General features: G+C 69.2%; 10 protein-coding genes. All 10 read left to right on the forward strand.

Going from position 1 to position 13,869, the window contains the following annotated elements; translation table 11 throughout:
* Positions 1-152: 152 nt before the first annotated feature.
* Complete coding sequence (gene ngcE / locus ACH4LD_RS05590) at positions 153-1,598, forward strand: N-acetylglucosamine/diacetylchitobiose ABC transporter substrate-binding protein (RefSeq protein ID WP_398054398.1); 1,446 nt, start codon at positions 153-155, stop codon at positions 1,596-1,598.
* A gap of 29 nt (positions 1,599-1,627) precedes the next feature.
* Entirely contained in the window at positions 1,628-2,554 is a 927-nt protein-coding gene (locus ACH4LD_RS05595) for a carbohydrate ABC transporter permease (protein ID WP_171151886.1), read from the forward strand.
* 4 nt (positions 2,555-2,558) lie between these two features.
* Positions 2,559-3,485: a carbohydrate ABC transporter permease gene (locus tag ACH4LD_RS05600; RefSeq protein ID WP_398054397.1), complete on the forward strand. Its 927-nt coding sequence runs from the start codon at positions 2,559-2,561 to the stop codon at positions 3,483-3,485.
* A 205-nt stretch (positions 3,486-3,690) separates the two neighbouring features.
* Positions 3,691-4,890, forward strand: a complete 1,200-nt coding sequence (locus ACH4LD_RS05605; protein ID WP_132783216.1) for an ROK family transcriptional regulator — start codon at positions 3,691-3,693, stop codon at positions 4,888-4,890.
* Between the two features lie 169 nt (positions 4,891-5,059).
* Positions 5,060-6,130: a sugar ABC transporter substrate-binding protein gene (locus ACH4LD_RS05610; RefSeq protein WP_398054396.1), complete on the forward strand. Its 1,071-nt coding sequence runs from the start codon at positions 5,060-5,062 to the stop codon at positions 6,128-6,130.
* Between the two features lie 201 nt (positions 6,131-6,331).
* Complete coding sequence (locus tag ACH4LD_RS05615; RefSeq protein WP_398054395.1) at positions 6,332-7,123, forward strand: ATP-binding cassette domain-containing protein; 792 nt, start codon at positions 6,332-6,334, stop codon at positions 7,121-7,123.
* On the forward strand, positions 7,120-8,400 hold the full coding sequence (locus tag ACH4LD_RS05620) for a sugar ABC transporter permease (RefSeq protein WP_398054394.1): 1,281 nt from the start codon (positions 7,120-7,122) through the stop codon (positions 8,398-8,400). The genes ACH4LD_RS05615 and ACH4LD_RS05620 overlap by 4 nt, the downstream gene beginning before the upstream one ends.
* 194 nt (positions 8,401-8,594) lie before the next feature.
* Complete coding sequence (gene dxs / locus ACH4LD_RS05625) at positions 8,595-10,523, forward strand: 1-deoxy-D-xylulose-5-phosphate synthase (RefSeq protein WP_132783213.1); 1,929 nt, start codon at positions 8,595-8,597, stop codon at positions 10,521-10,523.
* Positions 10,524-10,672: 149 nt separating this feature from the next.
* A complete protein-coding gene (locus ACH4LD_RS05630; RefSeq protein ID WP_398054393.1) occupies positions 10,673-12,193 on the forward strand; it encodes an amino acid permease in 1,521 nt (506 codons plus the stop codon).
* Positions 12,194-12,265: 72 nt separating this feature from the next.
* The gene (locus tag ACH4LD_RS05635; protein WP_398054392.1) at positions 12,266-13,720 is read left to right on the forward strand and encodes a glycosyltransferase family 39 protein; all 1,455 of its coding nucleotides are present in this window, start codon (positions 12,266-12,268) and stop codon (positions 13,718-13,720) included.
* Positions 13,721-13,869 lie beyond the last annotated feature (149 nt).

Below are 13,869 nucleotides of genomic sequence, written 5' to 3' on the forward strand. Positions count from 1 at the left end.
ACCCAACGCGAACCCTGCATTCGATCTTGCTCAGTTGGCGGGAAGTGGACTATACCTGTCGGCGTTTCCAGCACGACCCAGCACTACCCGACAGCGGTGCCGGGGAGGATCCGGTTCACCGCCTGAGTCCTGGAGAAGGCGAGGACTTGAGCATGGGATCCACTGTGCACCACGGCGTCGAAGGTGTAGGCCGTCGCGATCTGATCAAGCGGTCCGCGGCGCTCGGCCTGGTCGCGGCACCGGGAATGGGCCTGTTGTCCGCGTGTGCCAGCGGGGGCGGTGACGGACAGGACAAGGCGAAGGCGGGCAAGAAGACCGAGAAGAACCCCCTCGGCGTCAACGACACCGCGGGCATGGAGTTCGTCCTCTTCGACGGCGGCTTCGGCAAGGAATACGCCGAGGACGCGGTGAAGGTCTACGAGAAGGACTTCCCCAAGGCCAAGGTGAAGTTCGCCGCCACCCAGAAGATCCAGTCCACCCTCCAGCCCCGCTTCAACCAGGGCAACCCGCCGGACCTCATCGACAACTCCGGGGCCGAGCAGATGGACATGGGGGTGCTCGTCGGCAAGAACCAGCTGGCGGACCTCACCCCGCTGCTGGACGCGCCGTCGTACGACGACCCGGCCAAGAAGGTCCGCGACACACTGCGCCCCGGCATCGTGGAGATGGGCCAGTTCGACGGCAAGCCGGTCTGGGTCCTGTACTACGCCTACACGGTCTACGGCGTCTGGTACTCGCAGAAGGCCCTGGACTCGCTGGACGCGGAATACCCGCAGACCTGGGACGAGATGCTGGCGGTCTGCGAGAAGGCCAAGAAGAAGGGCATGGCGGGCTGGACGTACGCGGGCAAGTACCCGTACTACATCCCCTTCTCGCTCTACCCGATGATCGGCAAGGTGGGCGGCCGCGAGGTCCTCGACGCCATCGACAACCTGGAGCCGAACGCCTGGAAGCACCCCGCGGTCAAGGCCTGCTTCGAGGCTTACTACGAGCTGTACAAGAAGGGCTACGTCCTCAAGGGCACCCCGGGTCTGGACCACATCCAGTCCCAGACCGCCTGGGCCAAGGGCGAAGCGCTGTTCATCCCGAACGGCTCCTGGGTGGAGAACGAGTCGGCCAACGTCATCCCGGCCGACTTCGACCTCGCCGTGTCCGCGCCCAGCGGCCTGGACTCCTCCGACAAGCTGCCGTTCGGCACCATCTGGGCCTCCGGCGGTGAGCCCTTCATCGTGCCGGCCAAGGCGAAGAACGCCGAGGGCGGCATGGAGCAGCTGCGCATCCTGCTCTCCGAGGCGTCCTCGAAGAACTTCACCGCCAAGGTGAAGTCGCTGACCGCGTACAACGGAGGCACCAGCGGCATCAGCCTCACGCCGGGTCTGAAGTCGGGCGTGGCGGCGCTGGACAAGGCGGGGTCCAACGTGATGAATCCGCGTCTGCAGGACTGGTACGTGCAGTTGCAGAAGGAGAAGATCGGTGTGGCCGGTCTCGGCGAGATGATGGCCGGACGGCTCACCCCGGCCGAGGCCATCAAGAAGATCCAGGGCTTTGCCGACGAGGCGGCCAAGGACACCTCGATCAAGCACTACAAGCACCAGTAATCCAGCACCCTGACAGCACCGGAGTGGCGATGCAGCACGGCAAGTACCGGTTCATCGTGGGGTTTCTGGCACTGCCCCTCGGACTGTACGCGCTCTTCGTGGTGTGGCCGTTCATCCAGTCCATCTACTACTCGTTCACGGACTGGACGGGCCTCAGCCCCGAATTCAAAATGGTCGGCTTCGACAACTACAAGAGGATGCTCGACGACGACATCTTCTGGAAGTCGCTACAGCACAGCCTGCTGTTCGCTCTGGTGCTGCCGGTGGTGACGATCGGTCTCGCGCTGTTCCTCGCTTTCATGATCAACGTGGGCGGACGGCGCAGAAGGGGCGGCCCCGTGATCTCCGGGGTCCGGGGCTCGTCCTTCTACAAGATCGTCTATTTCTTCCCGCAGGTGCTGTCGATCGCGATCGTCGCGCTGCTGTTCGCCTTCGCCTACAACCCGGACAGCGGCGCGATCAACTCGCTCCTGCGCGGCATCGGCCTCGACGGCGTGCAGCCGCTGTGGCTGGGCGATCCGAGCCTCGCCCTGTGGTGCGTGATGGCGGTGCTCGTGTGGTCCACGGTCGGCTTCTTCGTGGTGCTGTTCTCCGCGGGCATGGCCTCGATCCCGGCCGAGCTGTACGAGGCGGCGCTGCTGGACGGCGCCAGCCGCTTCACCACCTTCTTCCGCGTCACCCTGCCGCTGCTGTGGGACACCGTGCAGTCCGGCTGGGTGTACATGGGCATCCTCGCCCTCGGCGCCGAGTCGTTCGCGGTCGTACAGATCATGACGACCGGACCGGGCGGTCCCGACTACTCGACCACGGTGATGGTCCTGTACGTGTACCAGAAGGCGTTCCGGGACGGTCAGGCCGCCTACGCCACCACCATCGGCGTCGCCCTGCTCGTCGTCACGCTCGCGTTCGCGGCGATCGTGATGAGGCTGGGCCGTCGCGAGCGGCTGGAGTACTGAAGCGATGAAGACGACCGAGACCCCCGCACCGCTGCCGGCCGAGTCCGGCGCCGGCGTGACCAAGGTGGACGTGCCGCCGGCCGTGCCGTCCCCCGGGCGGAAGAGGGAGGGCAACGTCCTCAACGTCTTCTCCCACGGCATCCTGGTCATCTGGGCGATCATGGTGGTCCTGCCGCTGGTGTGGGCCGTGATGACGTCCTTCAAGGACGACAGCTCCATCTTCGGTTCGCCCTGGTCCCTGCCCGACAGGCTGCACTTCGACAACTGGGCGCGGGCGTGGACCGACGCCAACATGAGCGACTACTTCCTGAACACCGTCCTGGTGGTCGGCGGCTCACTGATCGGCACCCTGGTGCTCGGCTCCATGGCGGCGTACGTGCTGGCCCGCTTCGACTTCCCGGGCAACCGCTTCATCTACTACCTGTTCGTCGGCGGCATGAGCTTCCCGATCATGCTCGCGCTGGTCCCGCTGTTCTATGTGGTCAACAACATGGGGCTGCTGAACACGATCCACGGCCTGATCCTGGTCTACATCGCCTACTCGCTGCCGTTCACGGTCTTCTTCCTCACGGCGTTCTTCCGCACCCTGCCCACCTCGGTGGCGGAGGCGGCCTTCGTCGACGGCGCCTCGCACTCGCGTACGTTCTTCCAGATCATGCTGCCCATGGCGAAGCCGGGTCTGATCAGCGTCGGCATCTTCAACTTCCTGGGCCAGTGGAACCAGTACATGCTGCCCACGGTGCTCAACACCGACCCCGACAAGAAGGTCCTCACCCAGGGACTGGTCCAGCTGGCGGCCAGCCAGGGCTACAAGGGCGACTGGTCGGGGCTCTTCGCGGGCCTGGTCATGGCGATGCTGCCGGTGCTCGCGGCGTACATCGTCTTCCAGCGCCAGGTGGTGCAGGGGCTGACCGCGGGGGCGCTGAAATAGGGGCTCGACCCGGCGCGGTCAGGCCCCGCGGTCGTTCCACGACGCACACCGTCCCCTCCCCGGGGGAGGTGTGCGTCGGCGTGTCCATGTACCCGGAAACGGTTCAACCTCTTGACGGGAGTCGCCCCGAACGGCTCAGCTTAGAGTTCACTAGTTGGACATACACGGGGCCCCGCCGAAGCGGCCCCGCGCTCAGGAGGTCGTCGTGGAGACTCCAGGGTCGCAGTCATCACTGCACCGAGCCAACCTGGAGCGGGTGGTCCGGGCCGTACGGCTGGCCGGGTCCCTCACACAGGCGGAGATCGCGCGGACGACCGGGCTGTCCGCCGCGACCGTCTCCAACATCGTGCGGGAGCTGAAGGACGGGGGAACCGTCGAGGTCACGCCCACCTCGGCAGGCGGGCGGCGGGCCCGCAGCGTCAGCCTGAGCGGGGACGCCGGCATCGTGATCGGGGTCGACTTCGGGCACACCCACCTCCGGGTCGCGGTCGGGAACCTCGCCCACCAGGTGCTGGCCGAGGAGGCCGAGCCGCTGGACGTCGACGCCTCCGCCGATCAGGGCTTCGACCGGGCGGAACAGCTGGTCAACCGGCTGATCGCGGCGACCGGCGTGGACCGGGCCAAGGTGGCCGGCGTGGGGCTCGGCGTGCCGGGTCCCATCGACGTCGAGTCGGGCACGCTCGGCTCGACCGCGATCCTGCCCGGCTGGGGCGGCACCAAGCCCGCCGAGGAGCTGCGCGAACGGCTCGGCGTGCCGGTGCACGTGGACAACGACGCCAACCTCGGCGCCCTGGGCGAGCTGGTCTGGGGCAGTGGCAAGGGCGTCCGGGACCTGGCCTACATCAAGGTCGCGAGCGGTGTCGGCGCCGGTCTGGTGATCGACGGGAAGATCTATCGCGGCCCTGGCGGCACCGCGGGCGAAATCGGACATATTACACTCGATGAATCCGGCCCGGTCTGCCGCTGCGGGAACCGCGGCTGCCTGGAGACGTTCGCGGCGGCGCGCTATGTGCTCCCGCTGCTCCAGCCCAGCCACGGCTCCAGCCTGACGATGGAGGGCGTCGTACGGCTGGCCAGGGACGGTGACCCGGGCTGTCGTCGGGTGATCGCCGACGTCGGCCGCCACATCGGAAGTGGAGTGGCCAATCTCTGCAATCTGCTGAACCCGAGCAGGGTGGTCCTCGGCGGTGATCTCGCCGAGGCCGGTGAGCTGGTGCTCGGGCCGATCAGGGAGTCCGTCGGCCGCTACGCCATTCCCAGCGCGGCGCGCCAACTGTCCGTTCTCCCGGGGGCACTTGGTGGCCGCGCGGAGGTGCTCGGAGCGCTCGCCCTCGCCCTCAGCGAGATGGGCGATTCGACCCTTTTGGAGGGTGCGCTGCCTGTGGCGGCGCCCGCCTTCACTTAGAGAACGGATGGCACCGTTGCCATCTCGTTAAGGATTTACTTCTTGACGTCGCACGTGTGGCCGAGTTGACTTCCAGCCACCTCGGCCGCAACGACGCGGCCTCGTCAGGGAGGTTTGAAGAGTGAACAAGCGCATGCGTCGTGCTGCCTTTGCTTTCTGTGCCACCGCAATGACCGTCTCGCTCGCCGCCTGCGGCAGCGCGAAGGAGTCCGGCGGCAACGGTGACAGCGGGAAGACGACCACCCACAAGGGTGACGACATCACCGTCGGTCTGCTCCTGCCGGAGAACCAGACCGCCCGCTACGAGAAGTTCGACAAGCCCATCATCGAGAAGCAGATCAAGGATCTGACCAACGGCAAGGGCAAGGTCGAGTACCTCAACGCCAAGCAGGACGCGACCCTCCAGTCGCAGCAGATCGACACGATGATCACCAAGAAGGTCGACGTGCTGATCCTGGACGCGGTCGACTACAAGGCGGTCGCGCAGGGCGTCAAGAAGGCCAAGGACACGGGCATCCCGGTCGTCGCCTACGACCGCCTCGCCGAGGGCCCCATCTCCGCCTACACCTCGTTCGACAACGTCGAGGTCGGCAAGACGCAGGGTGAGGCCCTGCTGAAGGCCCTGGGCGGCAAGGCCAAGTCCGGCAAGATCGTCATGATGAACGGCTCCGTGACCGACCCGAACGCCGCGCAGTTCAAGAAGGGCGCGCACGACGTCCTCGACGGCAAGGTGAACATCGGCAAGGAGTACGACACCAAGGAGTGGAAGCCGGAGAACGCCAACGCCAACATGGAGGGCGCCATCTCCGCCCTCGGCAAGGACAAGATCGTCGGCGTCTACTCCGCCAACGACGGCATGGCGGGCGGCGTCATCACCGCGCTCAAGGGCGCGGGCATCAAGAAGCTTCCCCCGGTCACCGGCCAGGACGCCGAGCTCGCGGGCGTGCAGCGCATCGTGACGGGCGAGCAGTACATGAGCGTCTTCAAGTCGTACCCGCAGGAGGCCGAGACCGTCGCCAAGATGGCCGTCTCGATCGCCAAGACCGGCAAGGTCGACAGCTCGCTCGGCACCAGCACCGTCGACAGCGGTACCGAGAAGGGCATCCCGTCCGTCATCGTCCCGGTAGTCTCGCTGACGAAGGACAACATCAAGGACACGGTCATCAAGCAGGGTTACTACACGGTCAACGAGATCTGCACGGCCAAGTACAAGGCCGCCTGCGACAAGCTCGGCCTGTAGTAACACCCCAGGGGGCCGCCTCGGCGGCGGTCCCACCGGCCTGCACGGGAGGCGCGCGCCCACTGTCCGCGCGCCCCGTGCCGGCACGTCCGGCGCCCCGCCGCCGACAGCCCCGCAGCACAACGGCGGGGCGCCGGACGGAACGCCCCTCACTCTTCATGTTCAACCTCCCGCCGGGGTCAGGCTCGGGCGGCGAAGGAGATGGTTCACGTGTCCGCTACGCCCGTGCTGGCGTTGCGCGGGGTCTCCAAGCGATTCGGTGCCGTTCAGGCGCTCACCGACGTAGAGCTTGAGGTCCACGCCGGAGAGGTGGTTGCCCTCGTCGGCGACAACGGCGCCGGCAAGTCCACCCTTGTCAAGACGATCGCGGGTGTGCACCCCATCGATGACGGTGTCATCGAGTGGGAGGGCAACCCCGTCACGGTCAGCCGGCCCCACGACGCCCAGAACCTGGGCATCGCGACGGTCTACCAGGACCTCGCCCTGTGCGACAACATCGACGTCGTCGGCAACCTGTTCCTCGGCCGTGAGATCAAGCGGCGCGGTGTCCTGGACGAGGTCGAGATGGAGCGCCGCTCGCGCGAGCTCCTCCAGACGCTCTCCATCCGCATCCCCAGCGTCCGCATCCCGATCGCCTCGCTCTCCGGCGGTCAGCGCCAGGTCGTGGCCATCGCCCGCTCCATGCTCGGCGAGCCCAAGCTGGTCATCCTGGACGAGCCGACCGCCGCCCTCGGCGTCGAGCAGACCGCCCAGGTCCTCGACCTCGTCGAGCGGCTGCGCGAGCGCGGACTCGCGGTCATCCTCATCAGCCACAACATGGCCGACGTGAAGGCCGTCGCCGACAAGGTCGCCGTCCTGCGGCTCGGTCGCAACAACGGCGTGTTCGAGGTCAAGACCACCTCGCAGGAAGAGATCATCTCCGCCATCACCGGCGCCACGGACAACGCCGTGACCCGTCGTGCGGCGCGCACCACCGCGGAGGCTCAGAAGTGAGCATCGACAAGACCCAGGCCGAGCCCGTCGACGCGCCCGCCGTCGCGGCCGACGCCGCCCCCGCCGTCGACCCACGCCTGCTCGTGCGCGAACAGGGCTTCGCGGGCTACGTCACCGAGTTCAAGCGCAAGATGCGCGCCGGCGACCTCGGCGCCCTGCCGGTCGTGGTCGGCCTCATCGTCATCTGCGCGATCTTCCAGAGCCTGAACTCCGCCTTCCTCGGCGCGGAGAACCTCAACAACATCTTCGTCGCCATGGTGGCCACCGGCATGATGTCGGTCGGCATCATCTTCGTGCTGCTGCTCGGCGAGATCGACCTCTCGGTCGGCTCCGTCTCCGGTGTCTCCTCGGCTATCACCGCCGTGATGAGCGTCACGCACGGCGTCAACGAGTGGCTCGCCGTCCTCGCCGCCCTCGCCGCCGGCGCGGTCATCGGTGCCCTGCACGGCTTCTTCTTCGCCCGGATCGGCGCGCCCGCCTTCGCGGTGACCCTGGCCGGTCTGCTGTTCTGGAACGGCTTCATGCTCCAGATCCTGGGCTCGAACGGCACGATCAACCTCGACGGCGACGGCGTGGTCGGCAAGCTCACCACGTACTACTTCTCGGACGTGGCCGCCGCCTACCTCCTGGCCTTCGTCGCGGTCGCCGGATACTTCCTGTCGGCCTTCCTCGGCAACCGCCGCCGTGCGCTCGCGGGCATCCCCTCCCGTCCGCTCAGCGACATCATCCTGCGCACCGCGCTGCTCGCGGTCGCCGCGTTCGCCGTCGCGGTCATGTTCAACCAGTACAAGGGCCTGCCGCTCGCGGTGCTGCTCTTCGCGATCGTCCTGGTCGGCAGCGACTTCGTGCTGCGCCGCACCGCCTACGGCCGCAAGGTCTTCGCGCTCGGCGGCAGCGTGGAGGCGTCCCGCCGCGCCGGTATCAACGTCACCCTGGTGCGCGTTTCGGTCTTCGCCATCGCGGGCTTCTTCGCCTCGGTCGGCGGTCTGTTCTGGGCCTCCAAGATCGCTGCCGCCAACCAGAGCGCCGGCTCCGGCGACCTGCTGATGAACGTCATCGCCGCGGCCGTCATCGGCGGCACCAGCCTCTTCGGTGGCCGGGGCCGCACCTGGAACGCGCTGCTCGGTGTCCTCGTGATCACGTCGATCCAGTACGGCCTCGCCCTCCAGGGCATCGCCACCCCGATCCAGTACATGATCACCGGTGGTGTGCTGCTCGCCACGGTCGTCATCGACTCGATCACCCGCAAGACCCAGAAGTCGGCCGGCCGCGCCTGAGCGCGCCCGACGCACCACGCCCTTGCCCGGCACCGTCCACGGTGCCGGGCAAGGGCGTGTCCGGGCCGGTCGCGCGGGTACAGCCGTTCGCGTGAGTCATGACCCCCCCGCCCGGCCATCGGGCGTACGGACGGAACACTAGACTCGTCCAAGCCCGGCAACAGCTCGATCAGCTCTACTGCAAGGAGGCACGGGTGCCGCTGCTGACCCGCATCAGGGGACCGCGCGATCTGGACCGGCTCAGCCTGGAGGAGCTGGACCAGCTGGCGGAGGAGATCCGGACCTTCCTCGTCCAGGAGGTCTCCAAGACCGGCGGGCACCTGGGCCCCAACCTCGGTGTGGTGGAGCTGACCATCGCCCTGCACCGGGTGTTCGAGTCCCCGAAGGACAAGGTGCTGTGGGACACCGGCCACCAGTCCTACGTCCACAAGCTGCTCACCGGCCGTCAGGACTTCTCCCGGCTGAAGATGAAGGGCGGCCTGTCGGGCTACCCCTCGCAGGCCGAGTCCGAGCACGACGTCATCGAGAACAGCCACGCCTCCACCGTGCTCGGCTGGGCCGACGGCATCGCCAAGGCCAACCAGCTGCGCCGGCGGGACAGCCATGTCGTCGCCGTCATCGGTGACGGGGCCCTGACAGGCGGTATGGCCTGGGAGGCGCTCAACAACATCGCCGAGGCCAAGGACCGGCCGCTGGTCATCGTCGTCAACGACAACGAGCGCTCCTACGCCCCCACCATCGGCGGCCTCGCCAACCACCTGGCGACCCTGCGCACCACCGACGGCTACGAACGCTTCCTGGCGCGGACGAAGGACATCCTCGACCGCACCCCGGTCGTCGGCAAACCGTTGTACGAGACCCTGCACGGCGCCAAGAAGGGGCTGAAGGACTTCATCGCCCCCCAGGGCATGTTCGAGGACCTCGGCCTGAAGTACGTCGGCCCGATCGACGGCCACGACATCGAGGCGCTGGAGTCGGCGCTGGCCCGGGCCAAGCGGTTCGGCGGGCCGGTCATCGTGCACTGCCTGACCGAGAAGGGCCGCGGCTACCAGCCCGCCCTCCAGGACGAGGCCGACCGGTTCCACGCCGTCGGCAAGATCCACCCCGACACCGGGCTGCCGATCGCCTCCTCCGGCGCCGACTGGACCTCGGTCTTCGGCGAGGAGATGGTCAAGCTCGGCGAGGAGCGCGAGGACGTCGTCGCCATCACGGCGGCCATGCTCCAGCCCGTGGGTCTCGACAAGTTCGCCAAGCGGTTCCCCGAGCGGGTGTACGACGTCGGGATCGCCGAGCAGCACGGCGCCGTCTCCGCCGCCGGCCTCGCGTACGCCGGGCTGCACCCGGTCTTCGCCGTGTACGCCACCTTCCTCAACCGCGCCTTCGACCAGGTCCTCATGGACGTGGCCCTGCACAAGTGCGGTGTCACCTTCGTGCTCGACCGGGCCGGCGTCACCGGCACCGACGGCGCCTCGCACAACGGCATGTGGGACATGTCGATCCTCCAGGTGGTGCCGGGGCTGCGGCTCGCCGCGCCGCGCGACGCCGACCAGGTGCGGGCCCAGCTGCGCGAGGCCGTCGCCGTCGAGGACGCGCCGACCGTGGTGCGCTTCTCCAAGGGCGCCGTCGGCCCCGCCGTACCCGCCGTGGGCCGGATCGGCGGCATGGACGTGCTCCGGGAGCCGGGCACCGACCGGCCGGACGTGCTGCTGGTCTCCGTCGGAGCGCTCGCCCCGATGTGCCTGGAGATCGCGGAGCTGCTGAACAAGCAGGGCATCTCCACCACCGTGGTCGACCCCCGCTGGGTCAAGCCCGTCGACGAGGCCATGGCCCCGCTGGCCGAACGGCACCGGGTCGTCGTCACCGTCGAGGACAACAGCCGCGTCGGCGGTGTCGGCTCCGCCGTCGCCCAGGCCCTCAGGGACGCGGGCGTGGACGTGCCGCTGCGCGACTTCGGCATCCCGCCGCGGTTCCTGGACCACGCCTCCCGCGCCGAGGTCATGGCCGAGATCGGGCTGACCGCGCCCGACATCGCCCGCCAGGTCACCGGGCTCGTCTCCAAGCTGGACGGGCGGTTCGACCGTACGGCGGGTGCCGTGGACTCGGTGGAGCCCGCGCGCGACTAGAAAACGCCTCCACGGGCCGGTTCCGCCGCTTCTCCCGGTGGCGGAACCGGCCCGTTTGCGTGAACCTGCCTGTGCCGGGGAATACGCACCCAGGCCCTCTCGATCATGTTGAGCCATATCGAGGTCTCACAAGCGTGGGAGGTAGGTACGTGAGCAACGCGCTGTTCCGGACGAAGAACGTCGAGCAGTCCATCCTGGACACCGAGGAACCCGAACACTCGCTCAAGAAGTCGTTGACCGCCCTTGACCTGACCGTGTTCGGCGTCGGTGTCATCATCGGCACCGGCATCTTCGTCCTCACCGGCACGGCGGCGAAGAACACCGCCGGCCCCGCCGTGTCGCTGTCCTTCGTCGTGGCCGGTGTCGTCTGCGCGCTCGCCGCCCTCTGCTACGCCGAGTTCGCCTCCACCGTCCCCGTGGCGGGCTCCGCCTACACCTTCTCCTACGCCTCGCTCGGCGAACTCCCCGCCTGGATCATCGGCTGGGACCTCGTCCTGGAACTGGCCCTCGGCACGGCCGTGGTCGCGGTCGGATGGTCCGGCTACATATCCTCGCTGCTCGACAACGCGGGCTGGCACCTGCCCCAGGCCCTCTCCGGCCGGGACGGTGCCACCGGCTTCGGCTTCGACATCCTCGCCGCGGCCCTCGTCCTGCTGCTCACCGCCATCCTCGTCATCGGGATGAAGCTGTCCGCGCGGGTCACCTCCGTGGTCGTCGCGATCAAGGTGGCCGTCGTCCTCGTCGTGATCATCGCGGGTGCCTTCTTCGTGAAGAGCGGCAACTACGACCCGTTCATCCCGAAGGCACAGCCCGCCGAGGCGGGCGGGAACCTCAAGGCACCCCTGATCCAGCTGATGTTCGGCTGGGCCCCCTCGGACTTCGGCGTCATGGGCATCTTCACCGCCGCCTCCGTGGTCTTCTTCGCGTTCATCGGCTTCGACGTCGTCGCCACCGCCGCCGAGGAGACCCGCAACCCGCAGCGCGACGTCCCGCGCGGCATCCTCGGCTCCCTGATCATCTGCACCGCCCTGTACGTCGCCGTGTCGATCGTCGTCACCGGCATGCAGAAGTACAGCGCGCTGTCCATCAAGGCGCCCCTCGCCGACGCGTTCAAGGCCACCGGGCACCCCTGGTACGCGGGCCTGATCAGCTTCGGCGCCGCCGTCGGCCTGACCACGGTGTGCATGATCCTGCTGCTCGGCCAGTCCCGGGTCTTCTTCGCCATGAGCCGCGACGGGCTGCTGCCCCGCTTCTTCTCCCACACCCACCCGCGGTTCCGCACCCCGTACCGCTCCACCATCCTGCTCGGCGGCGTCATCGCGATCGTGGCGGGCTTCACCAGCCTCAGCGAACTCGCCGAACTGGTGAACATCGGCACGCTGTTCGCGTTCGTCGTCGTCGCCCTCAGCGTCATCATCCTGCGCAAGTCCCGCCCGGACCTGCACCGCGCCTTCCGCACCCCGTGGGTCCCGGTCGTCCCGATCCTCTCCGTGTGCGCCTCGCTGTGGCTGATGCTCAACCTGCCCGCCGAGACCTGGCTCCGGTTCGCCATCTGGATGGTCATCGGCTTCTTCGTCTACTTCCTCTACGGCCGCTCGCACAGCCGCCTCGCCCGGCGCGAGGAGAGCGCGGCCGCCGAGGCCGCGCGCCCGCCGAAGGCGACCGAGTAACCCGCACACTCGCGCCCCGGCCCCGTATGTCCCGCTTCGGCTGGGACGGCGGGGCCGGATAGCGTGCGGACCATGCTCGCCGCCCCGCTCGCCCCCGCACGGACCACGGTCACCCGGACGGCGTACTGGGCGCGGCTGCTGCCCCTCCTGGCGACCCTGGCCTGCGTCACCCGGATCCCCTCCTTCCGCCGGCCGCTGTGGAACCCGGACGAGGGCTTCCTCGCCGTACAGGCGAGGCTGCTCGCCCAGGGCGGGGAGCTGTACGACACCGTCGTGGACCGCAAGCCGCCGCTGCTGCCCTGGCTCTACCAGGCCGCGTTCGCCCTCTGCGGCTCCGGCTCCCTGACCCCGCTGCGGGTGCTCGCCGTCCTCGCCCAGCTGCTCACCGCCGCCCTGCTGGCCTCCCTGGCCCGCCGCCGCTGGGGCGAGCGCGCCGGGCGCACCGCCGGGGTGCTGTACCTGCTGGTCTCCGTCGGGCTCAACCCCGAGGACGCGCAGGCCGCCACCTTCGAGGTGTTCATACTGCCCTGGACGGCCGCCGCCCTGTGGTGCGCCGACCGGGGGCGCTGGGGCGCCGCCGGGGTCGCCGTCGCCGCCGCGTTCCTCACCAAGCAGACCGGCGGCGCGGTGCTGCTGCCGGTGGTCTGGCTGCTGCACCAGCGGGGCGGCAGCCGCGGCGGCCTGCCACGGCTCGCGGCGGGCTGCGCCGCGCCCGTGCTGGGCGCGGCCCTGGCGACGGACCCGGCCGGCTTCCTGTTCTGGACGGTGACGGGCTCCGCCGCCTACGCCTCCGTCACCGGCTCCGAACTCCACGTCCTGGGCCGCGCGCTGACCAACACCGCGATCCTGGCGGTGGCGTCGGCGGGGCTGCTCCCGCCGGTCGTACGGGCGCTGCGGGGCGCCCGCGCCGGAGCGGCCGAGGTGTGGCTGTGGCTGTGGCTGGCCTCCTCGGCGGTCGCGGTGGCCCTCGGCTGCCACTTCTTCGGCCACTACTACCTGCAACTCACCCCGCCGCTCGCCCTGCTGGCCACCGCCGCGCTGCACGTCCTGCCCCGGGACGGGCACCCGGCCGCCGTGCTCACCTCGGCCTGCTGCTGCGCCCTCTTCGTCGGCTGGGGCCTGCTCGCCCCCCGCCCCGAACTCGCGCACGCCGAACGGCTGGCGGCGGCCCTCACACACCGCACCGCACCCGCCGACCGGGTCCTCGTCTGGGGGATACACCCGGAGACGTACTGGCTGGCCGGCCGCACCCCCGCCACCCGCTACCTCACCGCGGGCCTGCTCACCAACTACAGCGGCGGCCGGGACGGCCCCCAGGTCGGCGAGAAGTACGCCGTCGCCGGTGCCTGGCCGGTCTTCCGGCGCGAGATGACCGCGCACGCCCCCGCCCTGGTCGTCGACGACTCCCGCGGCAAGCCGTACGCCCCCGCCCGCCTCCCCACCCTCCGCCGCCTGCTGACGGCGCGTTACACGGAGGTGGCCAGGGTGGACGGCGCGGTCCTGTACGCCCGGGTGCCGGAAGGCTGACGGCGGGGCTGCTGTGCCGACGGAACGCCGACGCGGGCGTCGGCGGGCGTACTGCGTCGTACCGTGTGCCGAGCCCGGGACGGCGGGGCGCGGCTCGGCGCAGGTGCGTCGGGCGCGACGGGCGGGCTGGTGGTGGCCTCCCGAACGCC

The sequence above is a fragment of the Streptomyces sp. NPDC017676 genome (assembly GCF_044329325.1).
GTDB lineage: Bacteria > Actinomycetota > Actinomycetes > Streptomycetales > Streptomycetaceae > Streptomyces.